General features: G+C 45.7%; 22 protein-coding genes. 8 read left to right on the top strand and 14 right to left on the bottom strand.

What is annotated here, in order from left to right:
• Window positions 1–112 precede the first annotated feature (112 nt).
• Together B9N89_RS08635 and B9N89_RS08630 are read right to left on the bottom strand one after the other, a co-directional pair.
• On the bottom strand, window positions 113–808 hold the full coding sequence (locus tag B9N89_RS08635) for a hypothetical protein (RefSeq protein ID WP_132317349.1): 696 nt from the start codon (window positions 806–808) through the stop codon (window positions 113–115).
• A 440-nt stretch (window positions 809–1,248) separates the two neighbouring features.
• Window positions 1,249–2,052: a metallophosphoesterase gene (locus tag B9N89_RS08630; protein ID WP_132317351.1), complete on the bottom strand. Its 804-nt coding sequence runs from the start codon at window positions 2,050–2,052 to the stop codon at window positions 1,249–1,251.
• A gap of 162 nt (window positions 2,053–2,214) precedes the next feature.
• Between B9N89_RS08630 and B9N89_RS08625 the strand changes: the two genes are divergently transcribed.
• Complete coding sequence (locus tag B9N89_RS08625; RefSeq protein WP_132317353.1) at window positions 2,215–3,819, top strand: hypothetical protein; 1,605 nt, start codon at window positions 2,215–2,217, stop codon at window positions 3,817–3,819.
• On the opposite strand, the gene B9N89_RS08620 is transcribed toward B9N89_RS08625, so the two are convergent.
• The gene (locus B9N89_RS08620) at window positions 3,816–4,379 is read right to left on the bottom strand and encodes a hypothetical protein (RefSeq protein WP_132317355.1); all 564 of its coding nucleotides are present in this window, start codon (window positions 4,377–4,379) and stop codon (window positions 3,816–3,818) included. The genes B9N89_RS08625 and B9N89_RS08620 overlap by 4 nt on opposite strands.
• Window positions 4,361–5,143, bottom strand: coding sequence for a metallophosphoesterase family protein (locus B9N89_RS08615; protein WP_132317357.1), 783 nt, complete (start codon window positions 5,141–5,143; stop codon window positions 4,361–4,363). Before B9N89_RS08615 ends, B9N89_RS08620 begins: the two co-directional genes overlap by 19 nt.
• 119 nt (window positions 5,144–5,262) lie before the next feature.
• Here B9N89_RS08615 and B9N89_RS08610 point away from each other — a divergent pair, with 119 nt between their 5' ends.
• Window positions 5,263–5,994, top strand: a complete 732-nt coding sequence (locus B9N89_RS08610; RefSeq protein ID WP_132317359.1) for an anthrax toxin lethal factor-related metalloendopeptidase — start codon at window positions 5,263–5,265, stop codon at window positions 5,992–5,994.
• Here B9N89_RS08610 and B9N89_RS08605 read toward each other — a convergent pair.
• The 5 genes from B9N89_RS08605 to B9N89_RS08585 form a co-directional block, all read right to left on the bottom strand.
• Entirely contained in the window at window positions 5,909–6,757 is an 849-nt protein-coding gene (locus B9N89_RS08605; protein WP_132317361.1) for a rhomboid family intramembrane serine protease, read from the bottom strand. The two genes, B9N89_RS08610 and B9N89_RS08605, sit on opposite strands and share 86 nt — an antisense overlap.
• A 107-nt stretch (window positions 6,758–6,864) precedes the next feature.
• Entirely contained in the window at window positions 6,865–8,325 is a 1,461-nt protein-coding gene (locus tag B9N89_RS08600; protein WP_132317363.1) for a putative glycoside hydrolase, read from the bottom strand.
• 175 nt (window positions 8,326–8,500) lie between these two features.
• On the bottom strand, window positions 8,501–9,508 hold the full coding sequence (locus B9N89_RS08595; RefSeq protein WP_159455245.1) for a cytochrome c peroxidase: 1,008 nt from the start codon (window positions 9,506–9,508) through the stop codon (window positions 8,501–8,503).
• Complete coding sequence (locus B9N89_RS08590; RefSeq protein WP_159455244.1) at window positions 9,505–9,960, bottom strand: tetratricopeptide repeat protein; 456 nt, start codon at window positions 9,958–9,960, stop codon at window positions 9,505–9,507. Before B9N89_RS08590 ends, B9N89_RS08595 begins: the two co-directional genes overlap by 4 nt.
• Before the next feature lie 92 nt (window positions 9,961–10,052).
• Window positions 10,053–10,841, bottom strand: coding sequence for a GNAT family N-acetyltransferase (locus B9N89_RS08585; protein ID WP_159455243.1), 789 nt, complete (start codon window positions 10,839–10,841; stop codon window positions 10,053–10,055).
• Window positions 10,842–11,300: 459 nt separating this feature from the next.
• Between B9N89_RS08585 and B9N89_RS08580 the strand changes: the two genes are divergently transcribed.
• The 3 genes from B9N89_RS08580 to B9N89_RS08570 are packed head-to-tail and all read left to right on the top strand — an operon-like array spanning window position 11,301 to window position 14,054.
• On the top strand, window positions 11,301–11,897 hold the full coding sequence (locus B9N89_RS08580; protein WP_132317371.1) for a hypothetical protein: 597 nt from the start codon (window positions 11,301–11,303) through the stop codon (window positions 11,895–11,897).
• Window positions 11,898–11,937: 40 nt separating this feature from the next.
• On the top strand, window positions 11,938–12,861 hold the full coding sequence (locus B9N89_RS08575) for a hypothetical protein (protein ID WP_132317373.1): 924 nt from the start codon (window positions 11,938–11,940) through the stop codon (window positions 12,859–12,861).
• Window positions 12,858–14,054: a C1 family peptidase gene (locus B9N89_RS08570; protein WP_132317375.1), complete on the top strand. Its 1,197-nt coding sequence runs from the start codon at window positions 12,858–12,860 to the stop codon at window positions 14,052–14,054. The genes B9N89_RS08575 and B9N89_RS08570 overlap by 4 nt, the downstream gene beginning before the upstream one ends.
• Window positions 14,055–14,097: 43 nt before the next feature.
• Here B9N89_RS08570 and B9N89_RS08565 read toward each other — a convergent pair whose 3' ends face one another.
• Window positions 14,098–15,006 carry a DUF6607 family protein gene (locus B9N89_RS08565; RefSeq protein ID WP_132317377.1) on the bottom strand — a complete coding sequence of 303 codons (909 nt, stop codon included), beginning with the start codon at window positions 15,004–15,006 and terminating at the stop codon, window positions 14,098–14,100.
• 213 nt (window positions 15,007–15,219) lie between these two features.
• Here B9N89_RS08565 and B9N89_RS08560 point away from each other — a divergent pair, with 213 nt between their 5' ends.
• Together B9N89_RS08560 and B9N89_RS08555 are read left to right on the top strand one after the other, a co-directional pair.
• Entirely contained in the window at window positions 15,220–15,522 is a 303-nt protein-coding gene (locus B9N89_RS08560) for a TFIIB-type zinc ribbon-containing protein (RefSeq protein ID WP_132317379.1), read from the top strand.
• 51 nt (window positions 15,523–15,573) lie between these two features.
• Window positions 15,574–18,333 carry a 7TM diverse intracellular signaling domain-containing protein gene (locus B9N89_RS08555; protein WP_132317381.1) on the top strand — a complete coding sequence of 920 codons (2,760 nt, stop codon included), beginning with the start codon at window positions 15,574–15,576 and terminating at the stop codon, window positions 18,331–18,333.
• Between the two features lie 9 nt (window positions 18,334–18,342).
• Here the strand turns inward: B9N89_RS08555 and B9N89_RS08550 are convergent, their stop codons facing one another.
• The 4 genes from B9N89_RS08550 to B9N89_RS08535 form a co-directional block, all read right to left on the bottom strand.
• The gene (locus tag B9N89_RS08550) at window positions 18,343–20,676 is read right to left on the bottom strand and encodes a TonB-dependent receptor (protein ID WP_159455242.1); all 2,334 of its coding nucleotides are present in this window, start codon (window positions 20,674–20,676) and stop codon (window positions 18,343–18,345) included.
• A 210-nt stretch (window positions 20,677–20,886) separates the two neighbouring features.
• The gene (locus tag B9N89_RS08545) at window positions 20,887–22,239 is read right to left on the bottom strand and encodes a hypothetical protein (RefSeq protein ID WP_132317385.1); all 1,353 of its coding nucleotides are present in this window, start codon (window positions 22,237–22,239) and stop codon (window positions 20,887–20,889) included.
• A gap of 341 nt (window positions 22,240–22,580) precedes the next feature.
• The gene (locus B9N89_RS08540) at window positions 22,581–23,009 is read right to left on the bottom strand and encodes a MamS/MamX family magnetosome protein (RefSeq protein WP_132317387.1); all 429 of its coding nucleotides are present in this window, start codon (window positions 23,007–23,009) and stop codon (window positions 22,581–22,583) included.
• Window positions 23,010–23,199: 190 nt separating this feature from the next.
• A complete protein-coding gene (locus B9N89_RS08535; protein ID WP_132317389.1) occupies window positions 23,200–23,958 on the bottom strand; it encodes a glutathione S-transferase family protein in 759 nt (252 codons plus the stop codon).
• Window positions 23,959–24,318: 360 nt separating this feature from the next.
• Between B9N89_RS08535 and B9N89_RS08530 the strand changes: the two genes are divergently transcribed.
• Window positions 24,319–25,986, top strand: a complete 1,668-nt coding sequence (locus tag B9N89_RS08530; protein WP_159455241.1) for an ankyrin repeat domain-containing protein — start codon at window positions 24,319–24,321, stop codon at window positions 25,984–25,986.
• The last annotated feature ends 26 nt before the right edge of the window (window positions 25,987–26,012 follow it).

Below are 26,012 nucleotides of genomic sequence, written 5' to 3'. Positions count from 1 at the left end.
AACGCTGCTATTGATATCTAGATCGCGCGACTACGATAGGGAATTGTTTTTGATTTGGGTACAATACCTTGGCGGTATGCACCAAGGTTTCAACCCGTCAGCCGTGGCGAGGTTAATCACCATCTACAATCAATGTCGCGATCGTGAGATTGATCCGAAGACCGGCATTCGTGGCGTTATCGATACAGCGCTGCACTTGGTTTCTTTCCAAGTGAGACGGCTTCGTATTTGAAAACTCGATATTGAGACTCTTGGCTTGGCTAGTGATAGCTTTGCCGATACTTTCCTGACATTTCTTGGGGGTAATCATTCGGCTTGTGAGGGCCTTTTGTTGCTGTGCTGGCTCGGTGATTCCAATGTCTTCGAGATAGGAAGCCAGAGAGCGGTGAACGGCATCGACACCGCTGGCTCTCATAAAGTCCAAGTTATTGGCAAGGGTTTCAATATGTGAGGCATCGAGAGAGCTTCTTGTGGTTTCGACGGCGTCCAGACCTTTGGTATCAAGATCAAGGACGAGACCTAACCTAAGATTCTCTGCTAATCGTGGACTCTCCGATTCAAAGCGCTGGATAATATAGTCTTGAAGTTCGAGATAGCTTGCTGGATTGAGTAAAACATCCCATGGATTTTCTGGCTGGATGGTGATCGTGATTTGAGCATCACTTTTTTTAGAATTCAAACTAGAGTCAAGTGCCTGATCCACAAGCTGAATGGTTTCTGAGTCAACCTTTTCAGTTCTCATGTTTGACTTGCTAGGCTTACAGGCCAATCCTTGGATCGCCAGCAACAAAACCAGTAGCCGCGCCATAGGTGTCCCCCTTTTTTTAATCTAGACCTCTAGTTCATTTGGACTGCAAGAATTATGCTTAGCTTAGGTCCTGATTTTACTAAGAGTCTATTGACTAAAGGGTGGTCATTGCTTTCTAAGTCGGTAAACTTTGCACGATTTTGGGAAATTTCCACACTTTACCCGATACAGGCCTCGCCCTTTATTCACGGAAGTACAGGCAGCGGCAAACCGATCATTACCCAGACCTTGAACTCGCACCTCATCAGGACAACGCATGTCGATTAAGGCTTTGGCAGACACCATCGACATCTTAAGGTCATCCGTAACACAGGCGCTCATTAGACTCAGAAAAAGAAAAATGCAGGCAAGCCTCATTTGGTCGAGGTCCTCTTCAAGAGTTTCGTGTACTCAATATTATTACACAGAAAAGGCTTTTCCGCGATTGGACTCCATTGCGACTAGTTGCGGAATCGTTCTTGGATAACTTGCTGCTGAGGCCAGACGAGACCAGTAATTTTAGAGCTACGACTTGAATCAATACACAGGTGAGTCGTACGCTTATGATCTGGTGATAGGAATTGCTTGTAGCCCCACCGGCTCATGTGACCAAAAACATGCAGGTAAGACTTTAGCTCTGAAGGTTCGTCGCGGCAACTCACAAATTCGCCCACAGTCGTCGGTAAGGTTAATCCAGAAAATGGTGACGGCGAAGGCCCTTTAACCCAAATATGAGGATCAGCGAAGGTACTGCCAAGAAAAACATCACTGTCTGCAACCCATGTTTGGAGCCGACTTTGTAAGAATCTCAGATTGCTTGGAGCATGACTGACAGCAAGACCAGGGCTGATGAATATCAATGCTCGGGTTTTTAGGTAATGTAGGTGACCTATTTCGGTGAGGCGATCCTTGAATGCGAATAGAGTTCGTTCCAGATTGCGGTAAAGATCACCATGAGGCAAGTAGGAGAGGATTGTTGCTAGCCCGCGACTCTCAAGCCAAAAATGGCAAAACACACGCTTACTCATCAAAGGTTCGTATTCAAGTTCGTGCATGGCACGCAAAAGCAGATATTCATGGTTTCCCAGTAGTAGGTCGCTGCCCTTGTCTTGTATAAGAAAGTCTAGAACCAACTGGCTTTGAGGCCCCTTGTCGATGGCGTCGCCAACGCTGATACATGGCAAATCAGGCTTTTGTTCTCGCAGTCTCGCAAAAGCATCGTATTGGCCCGCAATATCGCTCACAATCAGATATTTTTCCAACATTCCGTGGGGTTGCCTCCAGCCATCGGTTACAGTGGTGAAAAAGCTACCGATTCCTTGTCATACATAATTATACAGTAATTTTAATGTCTTAGATTTCTGCAATATTTGCCTGAAACTAGAGTCCTGGCTGTGTTCAACAAATCTCTAAAGGAATCTCGTGTTATGAAAAATCTAGTCGTTAAACCCATTGTAGCGGGACTACTGCTTTTTGCAGTGACTTCTTGTGGAAAGAGCAGTGGAGGTAGTAACGACAATGCTATGAAACCACGAGATCCTCAGTTTCCATCTAAAGATGTATCGGGCGAAACCATTTATCTTTCTAAGCTTGAGGTCTTCGATCGCTTTCAAAAAGACTGCAGCGGTAGCGCGAAGGAAGATTTTGGCTTGATCGAGGTGACCTCTTACTTCCAAGAGGCTAGTCATGTAGACTTCCGCCCTATACCTAGCCTTCGATCAGTAGGTCAGCTCAGCTCGGGTGCTATCCAGAAGGTCCTTGTAGGACAGAAACTACAGGCTAAGGGTACTCTCTATATTGACAGTTCAAAGCGGATTTCTGTGCAAGACCTTGGTGAATTCAACGAGGTTGAGGCTGCTAAGCCGTTAGAGTTATGTGACTTTGCGTCGCTGCCTAGGGAAAGCCTAGAAGCCCAAGCTTTGACGACCATCGCTCATATTCAAAGTTCTGCTGATTTCGTGAATGGACTCGGGCGGGATTTTGAAAAGGTCTACCTTAACCTCTTCCCAAGTCGTGAAATCACCTTCAACATTGACCTGGCATCCGACTTAACCGGTCCGGGTACAGCTATCGAGTATGAGAGCGACAACGCAACCTTTAGCGGTAAATCCGGTGTACCGACAATTACCATCTATCCTCGTGCTAAAGTGGATGACGAGTTTTTGAGTGAGCGTCTCTGGAATTCTCCTTTTGTGATGGCCCATGAATACGGTCATCATCTCTTTGGAGAGTTAGCCCTATGGAGTTTGGATTCTGACAATCGTAATTCCATCATGCAACGGGCCCATTTTCACCGAAAGTTGTCCCACTTTGCTCTGAAAGGTATTGAAGTAGAATCGGATCACAAGCATCATGGGAATTTGCTAAGCAAGAAAACCGCGTTTCAAGCGAGCCGAGCTACGGATTCTTCTGACTCCTGGCTGACGGGAGTTCAATCGACTCTTGCTAGTTTGAATGAGGGCTTTGCAGACCTATTTGGCTATTATTCGAACGAGCAAAAGGAAGGTCTGAGTACGGGCTTGTCAGGCCTACAGGACTCACGAAATATTGAATCAAGCAAAATTGGTCGCGATGTCAAGAAGCTGACTTCGTCCCGTATCTATGCCGTCATTAATCAATTTGCTGAAAACGAATATTCTGATCCACACTTGATTGGTGCAATCTATGCCTACGGAATTGACCAACTATTAAATATGGAGTCGCTTGAGGGTGATGACCTAGCTCAAGAGAAGGGTAAGGCTATCTTTGCTTGGGCTGAAGCTATCGGCCAGCAGCTGGTAAAAGTCAATAACCTGACTAGCTTTCAGCTGCAATCGACCGATGGCGAATGGTTCTTGAAAATGGGGCTACACGAGTTCTTGAGAGTCATTGCTAATGACGACCCATCCACAGAAGAGCGAGAGTATCAGCTGTCTAAAAGCCAATGCCAACTAGTTATGGAAACATTTGGACCCTTGATGACTTCACGACTTGAGACCATTAGCTTCAGTGGACTAGATCTGAGCCTCACATTCAACTGTGTGCAACCTTAGAGCTTTAGGATTTCTAGGAATTCAGACCAAGATAAATCAATCTCTTGAACGTAGCCCACTCCTACGGACAAGAGATCGCCACTCCTCATGGTGCCAGGTGCATTTCGCGCTAAAACTTCAAAATAGTAGTCAAGCATGCTTATTTCCACATAGAAATTGTGATGTCTTAAAACGGCTTGCACACCAAAGAAGTAGGCGTTGGGTGGATAGTATTTGTTAGGGTATTGCTTTGGAAGCTCAAAGTAGGTGTTGGGCGAACCATTCAATAGCAGTGAAAAGCCTAAGAGGCACTCAAAAACCTCTTTCTTCGCAGCTCGCCACACCTGCCAATTAAGTTCAAAGTTTAGCTGACTGATGTTCGGTGGCGTCCACCCGATTGATACCGACGGCTCAAAACCATGATTCTCGTATCCAATACCGAGGGAGTAGAAGCCTTTATTCGCTCCATATTGGTGTTGGAGTCTATAGTCGGGTCCGCGGCTAGGGGGCACTGCCTGCTCCTGGGCGACTCCCTGCTTGAGGCTGGCTAAGACTACAAAGATTAGGGTAAGGCTTCGCATGAGCTTCCTTGGCACTTATGAAAGATCAAATTTCCCTCGTCATCAAACTCCATAATGCCCCAATTGGTGTCAGTAACCCTTGCGACTGTGAGAACGGGTTTGCCACTGATTTCTCGATAAATCCAGTTATGAAGGTGGCCATGAACCGAACCTAGGACATTGGGGTTGGCGTAGAAGCCTTCCCAAATCGCGTTAATCTCAGGATATCGCTCGACGCTGCCAGGAGGTTGGTGGGAGCCTATGACAACGCGAGGATGACTTTCAATCTCTTGCTCAAGCCAAGCAATGTCCGGATAGCCCCACTCATAGGGGTTGTTATTCCACATGATGAATTTTACATCGTTGTAGATAAATGAGTAATTTAGATCACCAAACATCTTCTGGTACAGATCATTGCCGTAGATCAATCCATCGTGATTACCGACCACTGTGAGCATGGGCCGGCGAAAATCCCGGATTATGTCTGCTACCCACTCGAATTCCCGGCCTAGGCTTCTATCCGTGAGGTCGCCTAACAGCAACGAAAAGTCGATATCATTGCGTTTGTTGATTTCCGTACGACAGCTTTGAAGAAAACCAACGACGACCTGAGGGTCGGCTGTGAGCGCAACTTTAAATGGCTCGAAGTCCTCAGTTCCTTCCCTTAAAAGATCTAAGTTTTTCTGGGTCAGGGATCGGTAGATTTGACTTTGAAAATGATACCAAGGAGATGGGTCACCACAACCACATAGAACAATAAATAAAGAAAGCTTGAAGTATTGCATGCCATCCTCCAGTGCATCTTTATATTCTAGCAAGATTGACGTAATGCGACCAAGTTGCTCCCTTGAGTTCTTACCTAAATTTGGCTAAATACGTTTCGGTTATTGAAGGGAGAGACTCAATGAATTGGCCAATATTGATGGTAGTTTTATGGATTTTTGTGGGTGGGTCAAATGCTCATAGCGCAATAGACATTGGTCAAAAAGTTGATCCAGGAGCTATCCAGACCCGGTGCGATGTGTCGTATAAGAAACTTCACCCAAGGGCTTACAAAGATTTTGAGGTGGTTGATTTCGGAGCTTCGAAGCAAGTACGCATTGTGCACTTAAACGAAATGATGCGCTTACCTTTGACCGCTCGCTTGTTTCTTAAGAAACGACAAATCAAAGTTCACTTGAGTAACCAGAGTATCATCGAGTTTCCCAAGTTCAGACACCTTCAGGGCTTAGTACCTCGGGGTTGGGAACTAAGTGGCTATACATGGGACCACGTTCCAGGTGCTGGCGATCGCGATGGCGCATATCTCGGCCACCCAGGTTTGCCGCACAGTGCGAACTCCCTTGCGCTTCATGAAATCGGTCATGTGCTTGACTTTAATTCGGGCTGGAGTCGTTCCGCCATTTGGCAGCAGGCCTTTCGCTACTGGCGAAGGTGGCCTTCTCCTGCGGATCTAAATGCTTCCTATCGCATGAGTCATATTGAAGAATTTGTGGCAGCTGCAATCGATGAGTTCTATTGCTCGGAGTCGTCGCGGCGGAAGCTACAATCTATGTATCCTGGTTTGGCAGTTTTGGTGGCGGATAGTGTTGCCCTACTTCGAAGTGAGATAGATCCTGTGGGGCTGTCGATGTGATCACTGCTTTAGGTGATTCTAAAGCTCTCTCAGATTCCTGTTCTGGATGATTGTTACCGCGCATGAGGATCAGAAGTGTTCCGAAACCTAAGCCCCACAAAAAACCAAAGGCATGGGCGGAGTAGCTGACATTTTTTGTTACAGTTGTCGGAAATAGCATGATAAGAACAAAGCCTATGGATCGAAAGATTCTGGTTCCTAAGGAAAATCTAGTCTCATAGCGGCAATAGGTGACGAGCCATAACCCGATCATCCCATAAATCATTCCCGAAGCTCCTAAAAGCCGCGGTCCTGGGCCGTAGTGGTAAATGGTTGTCGCTGTGGTCAATGCCCCGAGAATGCCAAAGCTTAAAACTGGAAATACACTTGGTCCCCAAAAGGCCCGCAGTAGATAGGCAAACACGCTGAAAAGCCACAGATTCGATAGAAGGTGCTCTATATCACTATGAATCCATAGGGAACTCCACAGTTTCCAAACTTGGTCACCCTGAAAGACACTTTGATAACTGGCGGTGAGATCGTATTGATGTCCATAAAGCCAGTGGAAGATCGTTGCTATAATAAGGGTCACCGACCAATAAATGGTCGGTGTTAGCGCGTTTTTATAAATTAAAGTATAAAGAGGACCTGGACTCGGTTTAGAAGCATCTTCTAGAAAGTCATCGGTACTGAGATCACGATAGTCTCCTTCCCAATGACTTGGAATGGGAGGAAGCGGGGCATGATTTTCTGCATCATGGGTAGGTCTCTTAGCATGGTCCATAAGCCCTCCTTCTAAAGAAAAGGTAAGGCTGGATTCATAGCTGTCAAGACTAGCCTCAAAACTTTATCTTTCTCCATCATTATCAAGCACTAAGCCGTTCGAGTGGTCTAGAGTTTTGAGCCCGATGGAGTTTCGGCTGCCATGGGTTCGACCTCTGCCACCTGTTGGACGGGGTTGAGGATCGCGTCGTATCGATTCTTTGGGTTCCAAATCAAATACTCATGGACTCCCAACTCTGCTAAGGCATCCACCTGCTCTTTGAGTTCTTGAGGGCCATAGCTTAGATGATCGCTGAGCCAAGTAGCTGTAAACCCCTGAATCCACGGTCGTATAGTAGCGGGACTCGGTATATTTTGATTGCGCTTCACAGCATCACGGGCGGAGTAATAGATGGTCTTGTAAGGAGCATTGTCTGGACTCTTTAGACCACGAAATCCGCGAGCATAGTGGCTGGGATACATCATAGGAGAGATATAATCGACAACATTGCTTAGGGCCTCCCAATGCTGGCCTATGTAGAGGTCACCGGATGTGTTGGGAACCAGACCAAACACATCCGCGCTGATATAAACTCCATAGGGTTTCAGACGCTGATAGGCATAACTTAGAAAGCCTTGAATCGCTTCGACGCGCCCTTCACTTTGGCGATCGGGGTAATGGAGGCTTTTGCTAGTGTCTGGAAACCGAACGTAGTCAAACTGAATTTCTTGGACTCCTTGAAGAGCCATCTCCTCTGCGATGCCGACCATGTAGTTCCAGTACTGTCTGTTATGAGGACTGACCCAAGCAAGGCCATCACGGTCCTCAAATAACTGTCCTGCATCGTTTCTGATAGCAGACTCAGGAAATGTACGAGCGTACGAATCATCTTTGAATACGACGAGTTTGCCTATCAAATAAATATTGTCTGCCTTCGTTTTTGCACTAAGCTTGTCGAGAGTCTCATATAGGTTTTTCTTAGCCTGTTTGGGATGTCTTTGGCTAACCGTTTTACTCTTAAATAAGATTTTGCCACGCTCGTCTTTAACATCAACCACGAAGCTATTAATCTCTGTATCTCTAGCTAGCTTCAGGTATTTATCGAATCGGTGACCATAGGATGAATACATTGTTAGGTAGATGCCCTTAACGTTCCGCCTTGGGTTTTGAGCAAACTCACAGACTTTGTCTTGCAAGGAAAAATCCACTTTTGCAAATTGCTGCTTCAATCTTGTGGAAGCCATAGGGTCTCGGGATAGAAAGTCAGACAAAACCCAGCCCACTTGCTGTCCTTGCGGGGACTTGACAATGACTTCCATCCAGTAGCCTGATGGTGCCTCTACGAGAGGAGTAGCCATTTTTGTGATTTTTTGATTGCGTGCCAAGAAGTCTTTAATCCGGGCGCCCTTGCCGGGTCCTTGCCGAAGGTATAAAACCTCTGGAGTTACGTAGAAGGTGTCAATGCTGGAAGACTGATCAGGCCAGTGATTGTGGAATTGGCAGGTTTCTTTGGTTTCCGCTAGGAGAAGGTCAGGGTTAAGAAACCAATGGATAACGAGAAATACTCGCAAGATTAACTTTGCGTTCATAAAATGTCTCCAAATCTCTAAAGCAAACCAGTGCTGAGTGCTAATATTCCCATCGCGAAATGATGTGATCAGGATTAGACATTTTTTCGAATTGATAAGAATCTTTAGAAAGTAGATTGTTTTAAGACAGTTACGAAAAGGTAAGGGTAGTGGGATTTGGCGAATTACTTACGAATTAACGAATCATGTGACGAGTTTTTGAGAATGTGATGATTCTTTGAGAAGGTATGTTTTGGAAAACATGCTCCACGTCCAACCATAGGCTGCGTTGATGACCTGCTTTGCCGAGCTCAGGCCGGGATTGAAGGCTGTTCATCAGAAAAAATACAATATCTGGAACGTTGGTAGCTCCCTTTGCTGATACCTGCCACAGATGATAATGAATGAATGATTCCAGCTGATAGTGCTGGCCGAAACGACCAAAAGACTGGCCTTCAAATGAAAGGTTGCGCAAGCTTGGAGCGACGCTCCATAAGCTTACAATAGGTTTGGCTTTCTGATGTAGATCTAGATCCACAAGATACCGAGGCTCACTCTCTTGGAAAAGGTCGTTTGGTAGATTGCGATAGAATATTTTGTGAAGCCCTCCTGAAAACTCAGGAGGGTTATGGCAACTCAGGCAGCCCGCTTCAGATATTTCAAAAAAACCTTGGATGGATCGACTATCGAGGGATGTACAATCACCATGTTGATATGCGTCCCAAGGAGCATCTGCGGTGTTCAACGTTGAAAGGTATCTGCTTAAGTCCTGAACTAGCTGGGTGGAGCCACCGAACAGTTTGAAATGATCAGGGTTCCCATCGATCTCATTGGGATGATATAAAGGCCAGAAAATGGCTGAAGCTAAGGTGCTAGCACGGCCATTCCAGAAAAATGGACCTGCGCGCCGCCCGATATCAAGAAGAGATGGAATCTTAGGGGTTCCAGGCGGTGCTTCACCCCGAAAGCCCAATGAAGCTTGGTGGCAGCTAGCACAGCTTTTTACCCCTTTTGGAGATATTTTACTGTCGAAAAACCGCGATTGGCCTCGCTGGCAGGATAATTGCTCAGCCTGAGGAAGGTCCTCACATGAAAATGGTACTGGTGTTCGGCTCGGGAAACTTGGGATCAATTTACAGGAGTGATTGGCAAGGACTTCAATTGAAGTAATGCTAATAACGAGCAAAGCAGCAATTCTCGTCAAAGGCTTATTCCCAATTTTTCCGCTTCAAATTTGACCATTTTTGCTAGCTTTGGGTTTTCGCTTTTTAGGACTTTATAGATCTTCTTTGCTTGCTTCGCGTCACCTTGCTTCAAATAGGCGATTGCCAAATATTCTTTTGCGATGGATAAGGTTGGATCGATCCTTAAGGCGATTTTGTAGGCTTTGATGGCCTTTTTGTAGCGTCCGAGCTGGCGGTATGAGTACCCCACAAGGTTATATGCCTTGGCATCCTTTGCTTTTTTTCCAATTTTTAAGCCTTTTCGGATGGCGAGCTTATACTTGCCAGCATCGACTAGAGCTTGAACCTCTTCAAGCCCTGCCTTTGCTTGACTCGGCCGTGCAGTAGTTGGCTTTGCAACTGGAGCAGGATTGTCACCACTAGCGCCTAGCAAAAAGCAGGTAAGACCTGTTAAAAGGATTAACCGTCTCAAAACACTGGCTCCCAAAAAAATGTCAATCGCCCTGGTAACAGAATACAATGTTCACCAAGGCGACGCAATTTGCTTACTTTTTGAACTGCTTGCTATGATTGGCCCAACGCAAGCCGGGCCTGCCTCCGGTGTGGCAAGGCCTTCGTAAGGCGGCGCCACTGTCTGATCTTTAGAGCTATTAGGGATCGTAACCTTAGGCTAAAGAGCAAGGGATAGTGAGCAAGCAGTGCTAGGTTAAGCTTTGGGCAGATCTTTCGGTAGCCATGGAGTTGCTTTGCACGCAGGGCAGCCTTAGCGGCAACGGCGGCAAATACGAAAAAATTCATATGACCCATCATCAGTTTTTTCGTGTCAGCAATGAAAATATGATGAGGGCGGTTGCCGAGTTCAGGATGGGTGTACTCCAAGCCTATAAGCTCGCAGCCCACCTTCTGATAAAACGGTATGAGTTCTTCAGTACAAGAGCCGATCACTGTGAATTTTTTACTTTGAAACGCCAAGTCGACAATGGCTTGTGCGGCCTCCTGAAAGAGTAAGTTGGTCAGCCCCAGTCGCGAAAAGTCTGGGTCGACACATACGCGGGTGATTTCAAGGCACGGTTGTGATACGAGAGCACGTAGCTTTGGGCCAGCAAAGTCATGCTCAAGGCACTGGTCTCCCCTGTGATTAATAATTCGCATGGTAGCGACGACACGACCCTTATAGAGCACCATAGGAAAACTTGACTGACGGTCAAATACATCGACTACATCCATGGGGCGTTTCTCACTAGAGAACTTTCCCACCTTTTGGTAAGCACGGCAGCGAACGCTTAGCACCTGATACTTGATGCTAGAGGACATTTTGTCCCAGTGTAATGTAAAAGTTTTAAAAGATTCCATCCGTATTCCTCCCATTCTTCCACTATTATAAAATGGGAGACACCATGGGTTCGGTCGCTCTTAAAAAAATGTGACTCATTTCCGGCATCAACTTTAACTCATTAGTCTTACTGTCTAAATCTGTAGAATTGTCACTCCATTAAAAATAACTAAATTCGCTTAGGCATTGAGGAATAAGCCTTGGGGCAAGTTTGAGTAAAAAGTAAGTATTTGTTTTCATATAGGAAAGTATGCAGGCTAGGCAGATTTTTCCCAGCATGATCGGGCCCACAGGGGAAGCCACAAGGCTTCTTGTTGTCTGGTCAAAAAACCCTGATATCTCTCTCATCCGGGTAATGAAAGAAAAAAAGTTTCGAGGTACACTTGCAATAAATCCAGGTCTCACTTGGACTATACCTGATCAGTCTTTGGCGAATCTCGTCTAGTGGCATTTTTATTGATTCATTGAAGGAGTTTTTCATGAGAAGTGTTCTTGCCCTCTGCCTTGGAGTTTGCATGTTGTCTAGCTGTTCTTCTACTCCCGAAGAAGGGGCTCCTGAGTTTCGTGCATCCCGGGTGATCGAGCGAATGGCGGGCATGGAAGATACGCCTGACTGGGCAACAGGGGCTAAGGTGATGTGGAAAGATGGCAAGCTCGTCTATTTTGCGAATATCATGACCATGAGTGGCGACAGCCGGCCAGAAGCATGTATGAAGGCGGCGGCTCTCGATGCGAAGACACAAATGCTCCGCTATATTAAGGAAAACATCACGACTTCAGGTCAGCTTGACGAGGCTTCAGCTGCCGACGATCCAGCATTTGAATCGATTACAGCGTTCCTTAGCCAAGGTGCAATATCTGGAGCAAGTGTGAAGCAGCGTTACTATGAGATCCGTGAGCAGTCAGATACGGCTGGCAGTCGCGTTTTGAAAATCCGCTGTGCTGCTTCGATTGCAGTGAAGGAAGCCCTGCTCGCTAAGCAGCTGCGCGATGCTACCAGCCCGAAGCAAAAAGGCAATGCTGAAATCCGGCAAAAGCTTTTGGATGCGCAGAAAGATTTTATCGACAACCTATAAGTCATAAGGGGCGAGTCCCCTTGATAACCTGGAGTCGCTGATGATGCGCACACTATTTCCCGTTATTGCTGCGGCCAGCATGCTTTGGAGCCCTTTGGCTCAAGGAGAAGACACCTGTCTTCAGTTCTTCAATCAAAAAACTAGGGATCAATCCTTTTTTTGGGGTTATGGAGAATCGACGATCCAACCAGTTGCTGTTGATGTTGCGCGGGTTGATCTAGCAAAACAAATTCGAGTTCAAGTAAACTCTTCAAGTCGGGTCGTCGAAGACAGACTATCAGTTGATTTTCAGTCCAATGCCGAATCAGTGGTTTCCGAGAACCTCACAGAGGCACGGGTGGTTAAAAGCTGTAACGATGGTGGCAAGTTTCAAACAGTAGTTAAGATCAATAAAGGCCAGCTACTGAAGTCTATTCGAAGTAAGGTTAGGCTCCATTCGGAAAAGCTGCTTCAGCACCTTGATACCATTAAAAACGCAGCTTCTAGAAAAGATAAAATCATCAGTGCGGTTGCTGCACAGGCTGATATCACTGAAAACGGACCCCTGCTCAAGAGTAATTTTTTCCTTTGTTTAAATCTGGGAAGCTGCAATGCCTTAGACCTAAAAGCCATCGACCAGCTTTCGGCTGAGGTTCAACAGTTGATCGGTAACAAGCGACTAAAGTTCCTCCCCGAAGATGATCTGGCACTAGACTTGAAAGCTGATCTTAAGGATATAATCCAAAAAGAAGGCTATTCCGTTAGTGAACAGAAAAGCGAAGCAAACTTAAAGGCTAGCTGTCGGAAAACTGTCTTTGCTCGATCTGAACAGCTTGATCAACAGTTTGTAGAGATCTCTTGCAATCTACAAGGAGTGCTTGAGGGCGTTGTGATTTTTACACATGAGATCTCGGCGACAGGATTCGGTAATACAGAAAAGGATGCGGTGCAGCTTGCTCGCTCGCAATTGGAGATCGTACGATGAGGTTTTGTTGCGCTCTCCTTGTTTTCTTGTCAGTCTCAGCTCGGGCAGAAAAAAAGCTGCCGCCATTACTGATAGCAATTCTTGAGGATCTGACCCAGAACTCAGGTGCCACTAATCTTGACCAGAAGTACTATGAAAAGGTGCTAGGTCCTTTGCCAGCAAGTGCTGCTCCAGATCAGCCTAAGGCTCAGGAGTCGGGAGCATCGGTACAAGAAGAGATGTTATCTCGCTTCAAAGAAAAGGCTAGGGCAGACCGTCAGCAGTACAAGGCAACAGCAGATTCTATGAAGAGCCGGTATATGGCTACTTTACAGAGTATGAAACGCCAGCACCAAGAAACATTCGATTATTGGAAAAGCTATCATTCGAAATTCGATCGTGATCGAGTAACCTTTAAAAAGAACCTGGTCGACTATCAGTCGTTGGCACCCAAAAAAGTCCAGCGCGAGAGTAGCAACAAGCCCAGTAAGGCGCGCTACACTTACAAGATGATTCGCGGTGCCCGTGATCTACCCATTCGTCATCAGGGTGCTCGCCCTACCTGTTCAGCTTTTGCGACAGCACGGGCTGTGGAGATTCTCTTAAGGCAGCAAGGTCAAGAGTATGACATTTCAGAGCAGTATGTGTATTGGGCTGCCAAGCCTGACTGTCAGGATAAGCCTTGCAGCAAGCGTGGTAGCTGGGCGGTTCCAGCGTTAGATCATTCCCAACAGCAAAGTCGTTTGGATCTTCCAAGCGAGGCTCAGTGTCCCTATAAGATCGAAGCTCAAAGGGGGAACGAAACCCAAGTGCCCTTGCCGTCCGGCTGCTTTCAAAAAGGTGTTGCTAGGGTAGCTGATTACGACTCCTTCTATAGTGTGGGAGACTTGCCTGAAGTCCTAGACAAGGATCAACCCGTGATCGCCGCCGTGCGTTTGAGCCCCAACTTCTATGGTCAAAGACCCGTGATCGATCTTGCCCGGCTCAATGAAGGAGGCGGTCTCGATCAGCACGGCAAAGGCCATGCGATCAACATTGTCGGCTACCTGGAGCTGCCAGAACACCTCGCTCATGAAGGTCGTTATTGCTATGTGGTTGCCAATAGCTGGGGCCTGGGCTGGGGGCAAGGTGGTCATAGCTGTGTCACTGAAAAATGGCTTGATCGACACCTTCTCAACTTACCTATGATCGCTGTGACGAAAGTCCATGCTTGATATCTGTCGCCGCCTCCGACAAGGAAGCTAGCGACAAGTACACTTAAATTCGCGAGCGAATCAGCTCGTTGAAGTCATTCTCGAAGGCATCGAGACTTTGTTTTTGGTTCTTAGCTCGTTCCACCATTTGGAAGATCTCTTGCCATAATGGTGTTGGACCTTGAATCTGAATTGTTTCTGCCTCAGAGTAAACATCGTCCCAAACGTCTACAACAATGTTCCAGTATAGGCTGAACTCGGACCAGTAGTCTTGCGCAGATTGACAAAAACTCGGATCAACTTTTTTGTAGCTATTTAGTCCTCTTTCTTTCACAAGGGGATAACTATCCTTTTCATCTACCACCAGTTTGGTATTATCTTGACCGTGAATCCAGCCTTCGTTCGTATTGCGGTGAAGGTTGTTACGGATCATGATTTGATAGTCGTCTCTTGTCGTCGCATCTCGCCTAGGAAGTGGAGCCGCGGCTTCACACTGCCAAAAGGGGCCGTCATCATCCCAATACCAGGCGCTACTGCACTCATAGCGAGGGCTGTCGTCTACTTGGAAAACTTTCTGCGTCCAAGTGCCAATCTTTTTATTCGCTGATTTTGTCCAGGTTTGCTCACCTTGATAGGTTAATACCGAAGGGGATTCATACTGCCAGCGCTGGCGCCAGTGTTTCAGGGCAAAGTCCTTCATGGTCAGGATATGTTGCAGGTCAATCACTTCACCACGATCATCTGCCACAATCCACTCGTAGGCATATGTGGTTTTACTTGGTTTCAGTTTGTAATCATCAACAAGTGCCTCGTACTCTTTATAGGTATACTCTACCTGATAACATCCGGCGAAGTTCATAATTTCTTGCCGAGCCTGAGCAAAATCGACTGGGCTTAGGCTGGTCGAGGCTGAGCCTTGAGCAGTTAATAATAGGCCTAAAGACGCAAGGGTTCCCGTGCGGACGTTCCACATAACGTTGTCCTCTCTAAGTTTTTGATATTGATAAGCGTTATCACTGTGGTGATTCTAGATCAAGGAAATTACAGGTAAGGGGCTAAAATACTTAATCTTACTAGGTCATACTTAGGCTTTATTGTTACAGCTTGCCAGCCCTATCGTAAGATAGGATTTCAAGTGCTATAATTTCGAAGGCTTCACATCTAACCTGGCTAGAGAGAGACACTTATGGCAAAGCAACCTGGATCTTCAGACTTAGATAAGGATATTTTTTGGTCTGATATACATAAGTACGTTGAGCAGAAAAAGCTTGATATTGAAAAGTCCCGAGGGATCTTGCGTCACGAGAAAGTCCGCAAGTGTCCGAACTGCTCTAAAGTTATGGCGGTGGAATCTCTCTATCATGTGCTTATCGATCGCTGTCAAACTTGTGGTGGAATCTTCTTGGATGAAGGTGAGCTGGAGCTGCTTTTCAAAACCAAATCTGAAAGTGGCTTTATTGCATCGTTAAAACGATTTTTGAAACCTTAGTTCGTCTTACTCTTTATCCTGCACTTACCCTTGACCTGGCTTGGTTGCTCTATGGCCTACACGATTCTGTTTCGATTAATAGTAGTCTCTTTTAGTGTCATTGCTTCAGGTCATGTCTATTGCCTGGAGACCTTTGGCTTGCAAAGTCATGTGGACCTGGTGCGGGTTGATCGCGGACTCGATATTTATGCTGATCCGAAGGGGCAATTGGAACTGAAAGACGTGCTAGCGTTAGCCCCTGATGCTTGGACGGTGCACCAGGAAGGGTCGCCAAACTTTGGCTTCACTCAAGTGGCCTACTGGGTGAGGTTCCGATTGAAAAACTTTAGCTCAGAAAAAGACAAAGTATTGCTATCGATCCTCTACCCCCTTCAGAACCAAATCACATTATTTGATTTTCGAAGTGACGAATTAAAGCGAGAGCTTCACATGGGAGACCATCTACCATTTGCTGATCGTCCCATTGAAAGCAGGAACTTTGTGATCCCCTTTGAGTTGGAGCAGGATGAAGTAAGGACGATCTATCTTCGAATGCAAGGTGATACGGTTCAAATTCCCATAGAACTCGCCAGACATAATGGGTATATCGAGCGTCTTGAAAAAGAAATCCTGGGCTGGGGAATCTACTATGGCATCGTTACCGTTATGGTTCTCTATAACTTCTTTCTATTTATTAGTTTTAAAAATCGTTCCTATATTCTTTATGTGGCCTATATTAGCAACTACGCCCTCCTTCAGATGGCAATGACGGGCTTTGCTCTACAGCATCTTTGGCCTGATAACCCGTGGTGGGGTAATGTTAGTATCTGCTTCTTTCTTGGCAATGTGAATACCTTTCTTAATCTATTTGTCCAGAGCTACTTAGAAACAAAGAAGAACATGCCGCGGACGCATCGAGTAATTCATGGCATGACTAGTCTCTCGGTAGGTCTGTCATTGGGATCATTGATATTACCGTACGGTCCGACAGTGATGTTTGGCAATATTCTAGTGATGTTCGATGCCTTTCTCATCATCTATGTGTTTTCTGTCGGGATTTATCATAGAAGCCGATCGTCACTATTTTTTGGAATCGCCTTTACATCGTTCTTACTTGGAGTCTTTCTGCGAGGGATGAAGAATCTTGGTTTTCTACCAGAGGGGTTTATTGTTGACAATGCTGTAACGATTGGTTCCGCAGCTGAAGTGATCCTACTGTCTTTGGCTCTGGGGGATAAGATCAATCAGAGAGAAAAGCAAGATCGCAACAAGATTCAGCAGCTCAACGTCAATCTACAAAAGGCGTTTCATGAAGTAGAAAATCAAGTGGAGATGAAAACCAGACATATTGCTTCGGTTATGAGGCATATCGAACAAGGGATTTTTACGATTCTTCCTGATCTTACAATAGAAAAGTACTACTCTCGGTTTCTAATAGATATTGTTGGCTTAGAGACTCTCGAACAACGAAACGTAATTGAGACAATTTTTAGGCCGAGTAACTTGAATGCCGACCAAGTGCAGGTTCTAGAAGGTGTTCTCATAAACTCATTGGGCGAACTGGCATTTAATTTTGAGGTCAATGAGGATCACCTTCCTCGGGAGATGACGCTCAATGGCAAAATTATTGAATTGAATTGGCAAGCGATTGTTGAAAGTCACGGTCTTGTTGAAAGAGTCATGGTCGTAGCAAGAGATGTGACAAGCTTAAAAGCTCTTCAAGAACAAAGTGAGGAGCAAAAGCATGAGTTGAAAGTGATCGGAAAGCTTCTCCAAGTCTCTACAGATCGGTGTCACTCCTTTTTTACCAAGAGTGCCAGTTTCTTGCAGGAAAATAAGTTGCTTATAGAAACAGTGGAAGAATTTAGAGAGGAGTCTCTTAGAACGATTTTTATGAATTATCATACGATGAAGGCTTCGGCTAGGGAGTTTGACTTGACAAAACTATTGGAGAGTCTTCACGAAGCAGAGAGCTACTGCGCTAAATTGCGACAAGATCCCAGCCTCTGGGATGGGGAGAAACTTCGAAAGGATTTTGCCTTGGTCGAGTCGGCATATAACGAATATGCAGCTATCAATTATGAAGTCCTAGGTCGTAGGAAAGAGCGTTCCGCAATATTTTCTAAAAAATCGATCGAAACTGCTCTAGAGATGTTTCAATCAATACCTGATGTGGTGAGAGATCGGTATCGCTCGCTTTTCTATGAGTTTCGACGGGCCTATTTCGATGAGATAGAGGCAGTATTTCAGCCGATTTGGACCCAAGTGAAAAAGCTTGCCGCTAGTCTCAATAAACCAATGCCTGATATTGAGACCGAATTTGAAGCTATTTGGGTAGACGAAGAAACAAGCATGTTGATTCAATCGGTGTTTAGCCATATCGTTCGTAACTCCATGGATCATGGGATTGAAGATCCAGATGCTCGCGTGGCTAAAGATAAGTTGCCTCAAGGGAGCTTAAGCCTCAGTGTCCGAAGAGATGGTGATGGCTTAGAGATTAGGTATCAAGATGATGGCAAAGGGCTCAACTTGAACGATGTCTTAGAAACAGCAATCGATCAAGGCTATGCAACCCCTGATTTAGACGACCCAGTAAAGGTTGCGAACCTAATATTCATCGATGGTTTCTCGTCAAGTCGTCACAACATCACGGAAATATCTGGTCGTGGTGTTGGTATGTCAGCTATCAAACATATGGTGGAAGATAAGGGGGGGCATTGCGAGATCGAATTTCTGGAGCCGCCAGAGTTTGAGGCTAATAACCGATTCGGATTTCATATTCGACTACCCGAAAGTCACTTGGCGTTGAACATGTCGGAACTAAGATCTTAAAACTTCCTATCAGTATTTAGCGCTTAGCTCAACTCCCCATGTTTGAGGATCTTGGTAGCCAGTACCCGCTACATTTCCACCGAATCGATTGCCATAGTTTAGAACCTCAGCGTTGCCTAGGTTCTTGACGAACACTGAAATGGAAAAACGATGGTTGAGGCTGGTCCAGCGACCATTGACTTCAGTCGTATGGTAGGCAGCTTGTTTGGCGAAAAGGTAGTCTTCATCAGTGACTCGATACTCACTGGATAGATAGAGAAGGACTGCAGGGCTCAGCTTACCACCCCAGGGAGCATCAAAATGGCCAGTGGCAAGGATGGTTGCGGTTCTGCTTGGGGAAAAAGCCACTTGCAACCCGTCTAGGCGCAACAGATTATCCTGGCCATTTATAGTTTCCCCACCTTCTTCGAAGCCGTTTCCCACTATAAAGTCTTGGTATGTAGTGCGAGCCCATTCGCCACGAAAACCTAAGCTGAGCCTTGGGGTCAGGTGATAATCCAGTTCAACCTCCAAACCTTGGGCTTTGATGCTTCCTGCATTCTTTTCAACAGTAAATGCGACTCCATCTAGATCATCAATTCCGGTAGCTAAAAGATCCTCAAACTGATTTTCGTATAGCGACAAGTTTAAGCGTAGATTCCTACGGGAACTTAGAAACTTGGAGCCCAACTCAATGCTCTTAGCCTTCTGAGAATCGTATGATGTAGGAGCAGAGAATCTCAGATTGGTATTACCTGCTAGAAATCCCGTGGAGTAAAACCCATAAAATAGCAGATTTGGGGATATGGTAATATCGAGTCCACCTTTATAGCTGAAGTTCGAAAACGTCTTTGAGCGTCCATCAAAGAGAGGAATATCAAAGTCGAGCTTAGTAAGGTCATTAGGGTTGATGCCCCGAGCACTCCAGCGGCGAGAATCTTCGGTGTGACGAGCTCCTAGGATCAAATGTAGCTTTTCTGTTAGCGCCTGCTTAATATGAGTGAAGTAGGCTTGAGAGCTAGTTTCCACTCTGTTTGTATCGAGCCAGCTGGGGTATTCATTCAAGGGTGTTTGGTTGGTGTCGGCCCGATTGTCGACCTGCGGATATAGATTTTTAAAGATAAAGGTATAGTCTAGATCCTCTTGGAAAAGGTAACTGCCGATCACGAGAGAAAGGCCATTCCAGCTTTTGAGAATTATCTGAAGTTCTGCGGACTGAGAGCTAGATATTAACCGATAGCCCTCTTCAAATGATTCATAGGGTGAGAAGTCGGAGTCAGCTCTTCGACGATCGTCAAATTCTACCTGGCCAAGGAGAAGACGAACTTGAAGATCACCCGTTTGGTATTGAGACTTGAGCAGGAAAGCTTGTTCCGTGATTTCTTGTCTTGGCACTAAGTTGTTGCTGACAGTAAAGACGTCCTCAGGTACCGGGGTTGCAGCATCATCGGCTCCTGCACCGAACCTTCCACAAGTTCCACTACAGCTTGTATCTGTGCCAATCCTTGGAGCGACAGGAAAGGAACCGTTGCTAAGACCAGTGCTAGGGTTCAATGGAGTGCCGATGAGTCGATAGCCATAAGCGCCGTTGCCATTGCTGGCCTCGTTCCATTGACTGACTTGCAGTTCGAAATCTAGCTTAGAGTTCAATTGCCAAGCTAACTTTGCTCGGCCGTACAGCGAATCCTTGTCCTTGTATCCAGCAGAGGAATTGTAGTTATTTTCTACGTATGGGGTGTGTTGATCCGATAGTAGTGATGCTCTAACTTGAACGGTCTCACTAAGAGCTTGATTAACAATGAGAGTGTAGCGTTGCCTTTGGTAGCTCCCCATTCGGATTGATGTCTTTACTTCTGAAATTTTTTCAGCTGGGTGAGAAAATACATTAATCGCGCCACCAAAGGAGTTTCTGCCATAGAGAGTTCCTTGGGGGCCTCGGAGCACTTCGATCTGAGCTAGGTCAAAGAAGGGCAGTGATGCTTGTGCGTGGCGAGGACGGTAGATACCGTCAATATATATGGGCGTTGACACATCATTGTGATTGATCTGCCGGGAGCGTGCGCCTCGCATGGAAGGTCTTTGGTCGTAGCCCGAAAGTCCCAGCACAAGCCCAGGGATATGAGGGCCCAAGTCTTGAATATCATCTAGCTGGAATAGATCGAGTTGATGAGGACCAATAGCAGTGACTGAAAGACTGCTATTTTGGACGCTTTCTTCTACCTTCCGGGGCGTGATGCGTAGATTCAGTACTTCCTCTAGGGGCAAAGCTAGCAGGTCATCTACGTCTATTTCCCCGCCTAAGGCAGGCCTGGAGGCGATAGCCATCAGGACCACGAGCCTAGCTAGCATCTTTGCAGACCTCACGAGCATGGTTTAGCGATAGCTCGGACAATTCTATTACGTCTGATAGGAAGAAGGAAGTATGGATCGATATCTATCGATGAGTAGCAATTAGGCTCTAAAGGAAAGGCCTAAAATAAATTGTTACGACAAAAATATAAAAGGCCTACTCAGGTGAGCAGGCCTTGGATTCGCCTAGCCTTAGCTAACTAAGCGCTCAGTGATTGTCTATCATTATTCTGCAGTTGGTGCTTCCACTTCCACAGCAGGGCCTGAAGATTCTTCTTCTTCAAAAACGATTGTCGCTGGTTCATCGCTTTGGGCATATCCTGTAAAGCAGGCAGACATACTATCGTCTTCGCTGATACTTGAAATGAGGTCTTCATCACAGGCTTCGTGTGCAGCGATTGTTGCGTCGTCAGTAGCAGGTGTCACAGTTGTCCAGGTTTGTGCGCTACAGTCAAAGCCAGAAGGCTCCGCTGGAGTAAAGGAGCTTGTTAAAACTGTGGGGACGTCGTCGGTTGTTAGATATAGTGCGCCGCCAGATTGGAGCTTGGTATCAGTACAATCGACAAGGTAGCTCTCGCTGTCAACACAAGCTCGGGTTGCGAAAGTATCCCCGAAGCCTTCGTAGGAGTAGAACACGTGACCATTGTCGGCATCAAATGCACCGATTCCAGCATTCTTAAAGGTGAACGGATCGCCATCACCAAAATCCATGGTGCCAGTTTCAGAGATGGACACTGTCGAAATGCTGCTATTTTCGTCGAAGCCAAACTTCTGCGCGAATGAGAAACCATCGAATTCAAACTTAACTTCCATGCTCATGCTATTGGTGTCTGTCACTGTGAAATTGTTGTCGTAAGCAATCGCACCCTTGAAGGTACCAAATGTGTCATCCGACATACCCATGTGCATGGTACCCTTGCTGGCTTTTACTGATTCGCCAGCTGCATTAGTAACCGTCTTTGATCCCGTGATGGTGAAAGACTGAACTAGCGTCATGCTGCTTTCATCCTCTCCTTCACAGATGTAGATGGAGACGTTGTCACCATCAGTATCGTCCGTATAGATACCTAGCATAGGCATTGAGAAATCGTCTCCACCAGCACCCGTGGGAGCGCCTTCTTCTCCGATTTCACCGCCTTCAGGAAGATCGCCTAGATCAGGAGGAGTGTCTCCTTGAAGAGCTGCTCGCTTCGTTAGGGCCGCAGCTTCCAGGGAACTGAAGTCTAGGATTACAGCTGTATTCCAAGGAATTGTCGAGCCCTCGGCTTCCACGTGACATAAGGTACTCGCAGCCATTTGAATCTGGGTAATCAATTGCTTAGCACTAGCCCGCATTAAACAGGCTTCCATGGATTTGCTGCCTTGTAGCCGGAGTGAAGAGGACGTATCTTCGAGGGCGTCCGGTAGGTCCAGACTTAAGGCACCAGTCAAACCAAGGTCAGAAACAGTGGATGCTTCTACAGTACCGGTGGTGGTTCGGGTGGAGGCGCTATCGCCACTGCTATCGTCGGAGGAGTCTCCACAAGACACAAGGCCCATCATTGAGACCAGGGCTGGTATTATAATTCCTTTTTTCATGATATCCTCATTGGTTCATCAAGCATCAAAGACTAGGCTGAGATCGGCTAAGATATCTTCGAATTGAGGTTTCGCTGAGGGTTTCTCTTCTTGCTAATGATAACCCTGGGAAGACAAGTCAATATTCTGTGCTATCTGAAGGGCCTAACCAGAGATCTTTAGGCTGCATCCCGTGATCTTTCTATAATCTATGGCATTTAATGATAAAAATTATCTGTGAGAGTTATCTTGTAGATCAATTGATATTTCTTTCTCCTAGTAGGATTTGGCTAGTAGGATCGAAAGTGGCTTACAGGGAACTCCATGTAAGCCATTCGAATTCTTACCGATAGAAAAAGTTTCTAGCGCCTGCGGAAGTGCGATCGGCCCATCTCATCCCTGATGATTAGAGCTTGCCCTTGCTTCTGAATCTCGCGGGCGATAAGGAATTGCTTCCCGTTTTGCTGACTGACAGCGCCGGTTACTAAGGCTTTGTCCCCCACTGCTAGCTGCATTTCACTCTCTTCGAAAAATGCTTTGGGGCCAAGGTGGACAAACCACTCCTTGCCATTCACTAGCAGCCTGAGGTGCATTCCGGTACCTGGGCGATACTTGGACGGTCTATACACAATGTCTTGTATAACACCATGCACCTTGATCTCTGACGCTGGCTCGTACATGCGCAATCCACTGCGACCAGGTCCTGCTATTGATTTACTGAGGAGAAGTGGATTGATCATCACCGTGACAGTCAACATGATGAGCAATTTCTGATTCCATAGTTGCTTCATATGATCACCTCCTTTCCTTGCATCAATAGTTATGCAAGAGAGATGCCCAGGATTAGGCTTGGAAGCTTAGCCTTTCCAATTGGTAGGTCTACCTTGGAAAGTTCTAGGAAAACCCAGACTAGCAAGAGTTCGTGACTCTCTAATTCTCTCTTAGAAGAGGTCTTATTGGATTGGTGCAATAAGTCACCTTTCAAGACTTGGCTTGACGCCGCGATGGCTCCTCTTGAGTGGCTGACTGACCTTCAAATACGCGCTGATACATCCGCTGATCGTAATCTCGAAGATAATGGTAAGACTCAGCAGACTTGCGTAGCTCAGGGCCCAGATGAGAGTGAAGCACACTAGCGATAAATGCATAGCTTGTTGCATCGTAGCTACTTACTTGATCTCCCAGAATGTAAGGCTTTTGGCCCAGGTAATGTGCCAAGTGCTTGAGACATTCGGACCCAAGACTTAATATATCCTGATCGCTATGGCGACTCATTCCATGGCCCCAAGCAGATTTGAAACTGGATTTGCGGATCATGCCAGCGAGAAATTTTCGAAGGATTGCCGGAATATGGCCAAAGTATGAGTCTCGGAGCTTCACCCAATTTTCGTCGATAAACCACCGTTCGTGAAGGAGAGCCCAGTAGAAAAACTCCTCTAGCATCTTAGTAAAGGCGAATCCCTCAGCGTGCATGTCAGGGGATAGGTGTTGATCGAGCTTGGCCGAAAATTGGTTTTCCAGATACTTCTGGATGAAGTATGAGTCGCAGATATACTCACCAGGCTTGATTTCTAAGACCGGAAGCTTCTTCTTGGCAAACTTTGCAGGATTGCCTGCGAATTCCTCAATCTTGTGCTCCACGTGAGCCATTCGGAGAAATACTTCGCTTTTAGCACAAAAAGGGCTTGGATTTATGAGTTTCGGGTCGGGGCCTTTAGGATAGACTATTAACTTTAGCATGATGGCACTCCTTTGTTAGAACTATAGGGACGTCCGTTAAGTATCTAATAAAAACCTCTGTCTTGTAAAAGAAATAGGAGGTTTGAAAACTAAATTTTTCTAAGAAAAGTGGCTCATCCGTTGGCAAAATTAGCTAAAATTCTCCAAAGAGGGTAGGACAATTATGTCAGTAATGAAGTAGGCTAACTTTGATGCTAAATCTAAATGGGATGTTCTGCTCTGGTGTACAAAATTCGGTGAAAAAATAGATTCCTTGCAAAACTTTCGATCAAAATGAGTTAAGGTCTCCAACCTGCTTTTGAAAGCTCTCCCCCCAAGAAGACTATGGCGGGAGTTTTTGTAAAAATAAAAGGAGAAATGATGAAATTTAGTTTAAAGCCTGTATGGGCTCTACTCCCCTTTGTCTTTGTTGCCAATAATGGGCATGGAGGTGTTAATAAAACACTAGACATTGATGTGTTTCCCGATAGGGTCCACGATGTTGCAGATATTGAAGCCCATCCGATAGTTTTTGACTGTCAACTAGGTGTTGATAAGTTGCTAGAAGGTGATGGCTCCAACTTTCTAAGTCCTAGAATGAGCATTATCAAAATGGATCATAAAAATCACACTCTAGTGTCCTACGATAGTGAAGGCAAAATGTTCATTTTCACTGGCTATACAGACGACTTCCAATGGGAGCCATTTGCTAGTACCTATCAGCAGGATGTCCAAAACGATTGGGATGCTTTGGGAGCTTTCATAGATTTACAAAGGGTGAGTGGCAGACAATACCAAGGGTATCTTCTTGCAGACCTATATAACTACATTCCTGAGTATTTTGATGAAGAAGAGTCTACTGCCTTAGATCTAAGTTGTACTTACATTGAAGATCAGCAAGGCAATGCAGGGCTTAATTCACTTATGCAAGCCGCACTATTCGGAGATACGAATCGTATAAGATCTCTCCTTAGTCAAGGTGATTTTGATGTTAATTCACAAACAACTGATGGTTTCTCAGCTCTTATGTTCGCTGTTATGAATAGATATACGAAATCAGCACAACTGCTATTAAATGCAGGAGCTGATGTAAATCTTCGCAATCGCTTTGGCAACGATGTCTTAAACTATGCCGTCCACTTGAAGCACCATAAGCTTATTGGGATGCTGTCTGAAGCCGGTGCAACAGGAGGTGCCAGATCTTTGTTAGGGGAGTCAGCCTTGACGTTAGCGATCAAGAATGGCTTTGAACAAACCCTCATCAAAAAGAGTTTGGTTTCAAGAGATAGCCTGCCCTACATCATTGAATTGTTAAGTCCGGCGCAGCTACTTAGTTTTCTCGGAATCGGATTAGATATAGAAGCTAGGAAAGAAGTGGAAGATAGATACGCATTTAACGGTGCTACTGCTCTTCATATTGCAGCTCGTAACAATAACCTTGAACAGGTTAAAATTCTAGTCGAGGCTGGTGCTGATATTGAATCAAAAAGAGGTAAAGGTCCAGCCATTCAGAACAATCAAGGTGAATGGGTTTACTCAGAATACCAAGGGAACCCTCTATACTATACTAATGACCTAGCTGTTGCTGGATATCTCTTAGGAAAGGGAGCCCAGTTTGTAGTAAATAGTGGTTTCTCACCACTCCATGAGGCCATGAATTATAAAAGTGTTGAACTGATTCGATTTATGATGAATCAAGGGCAGTTCGATATCAAAGCAGTCGATTACATTGGTCGCGACTTCTTAACTTGTATTATGAATAATTTATCGCGATGGCGTCCTGACTACCAAGAAAAATTAGATATAATCGAAGATCTTGTAGCTCTTGGGGCTGATGCGAGAGCGGTTTCAGCCTATGGAAATACAGCACTTTTTGAAGCAGCTAGGTCTAATGAGCTAGAGCTTGCTAAACTATTTATAGATCTGGGGGCTCAAGTTAATATTGTTAATGCTAGCTGGAGAAACACTCCATATGCCGTTGCAAAAAGTTACGGGTATGAGGATATGGTTAAACTGCTTTTAAATGCTGGAGCAGACCCGGAGCTTTAAACTTATAGGCAATTGTAATCCTCTTG

Source organism: Pseudobacteriovorax antillogorgiicola (genome assembly GCF_900177345.1).
GTDB lineage: Bacteria > Bdellovibrionota_B > Oligoflexia > Oligoflexales > Oligoflexaceae > Pseudobacteriovorax > Pseudobacteriovorax antillogorgiicola.
Note: the sequence above shows the minus strand (reverse complement) of the source record. Positions and strands in the feature narration are given on the sequence as shown.

Coding starts and splice junctions, on each gene's coding strand:
- B9N89_RS08635 (WP_132317349.1), bottom strand. CDS start 808: ATGGCGCGGCTACTGGTTTTGTTGCTGGCGATCCAAGGATTGGCCTGT.
- B9N89_RS08630 (WP_132317351.1), bottom strand. CDS start 2,052: ATGTTGGAAAAATATCTGATTGTGAGCGATATTGCGGGCCAATACGAT.
- B9N89_RS08625 (WP_132317353.1), top strand. CDS start 2,215: ATGAAAAATCTAGTCGTTAAACCCATTGTAGCGGGACTACTGCTTTTT.
- B9N89_RS08620 (WP_132317355.1), bottom strand. CDS start 4,379: ATGCGAAGCCTTACCCTAATCTTTGTAGTCTTAGCCAGCCTCAAGCAG.
- B9N89_RS08615 (WP_132317357.1), bottom strand. CDS start 5,143: ATGCAATACTTCAAGCTTTCTTTATTTATTGTTCTATGTGGTTGTGGT.
- B9N89_RS08610 (WP_132317359.1), top strand. CDS start 5,263: ATGAATTGGCCAATATTGATGGTAGTTTTATGGATTTTTGTGGGTGGG.
- B9N89_RS08605 (WP_132317361.1), bottom strand. CDS start 6,757: ATGGACCATGCTAAGAGACCTACCCATGATGCAGAAAATCATGCCCCG.
- B9N89_RS08600 (WP_132317363.1), bottom strand. CDS start 8,325: ATGAACGCAAAGTTAATCTTGCGAGTATTTCTCGTTATCCATTGGTTT.
- B9N89_RS08585 (WP_159455243.1), bottom strand. CDS start 10,841: ATGGAATCTTTTAAAACTTTTACATTACACTGGGACAAAATGTCCTCT.
- B9N89_RS08580 (WP_132317371.1), top strand. CDS start 11,301: ATGAGAAGTGTTCTTGCCCTCTGCCTTGGAGTTTGCATGTTGTCTAGC.
- B9N89_RS08575 (WP_132317373.1), top strand. CDS start 11,938: ATGATGCGCACACTATTTCCCGTTATTGCTGCGGCCAGCATGCTTTGG.
- B9N89_RS08570 (WP_132317375.1), top strand. CDS start 12,858: ATGAGGTTTTGTTGCGCTCTCCTTGTTTTCTTGTCAGTCTCAGCTCGG.
- B9N89_RS08565 (WP_132317377.1), bottom strand. CDS start 15,006: ATGTGGAACGTCCGCACGGGAACCCTTGCGTCTTTAGGCCTATTATTA.
- B9N89_RS08560 (WP_132317379.1), top strand. CDS start 15,220: ATGGCAAAGCAACCTGGATCTTCAGACTTAGATAAGGATATTTTTTGG.
- B9N89_RS08555 (WP_132317381.1), top strand. CDS start 15,574: ATGGCCTACACGATTCTGTTTCGATTAATAGTAGTCTCTTTTAGTGTC.
- B9N89_RS08545 (WP_132317385.1), bottom strand. CDS start 22,239: ATGAAAAAAGGAATTATAATACCAGCCCTGGTCTCAATGATGGGCCTT.
- B9N89_RS08540 (WP_132317387.1), bottom strand. CDS start 23,009: ATGAAGCAACTATGGAATCAGAAATTGCTCATCATGTTGACTGTCACG.
- B9N89_RS08535 (WP_132317389.1), bottom strand. CDS start 23,958: ATGCTAAAGTTAATAGTCTATCCTAAAGGCCCCGACCCGAAACTCATA.
- B9N89_RS08530 (WP_159455241.1), top strand. CDS start 24,319: ATGAAATTTAGTTTAAAGCCTGTATGGGCTCTACTCCCCTTTGTCTTT.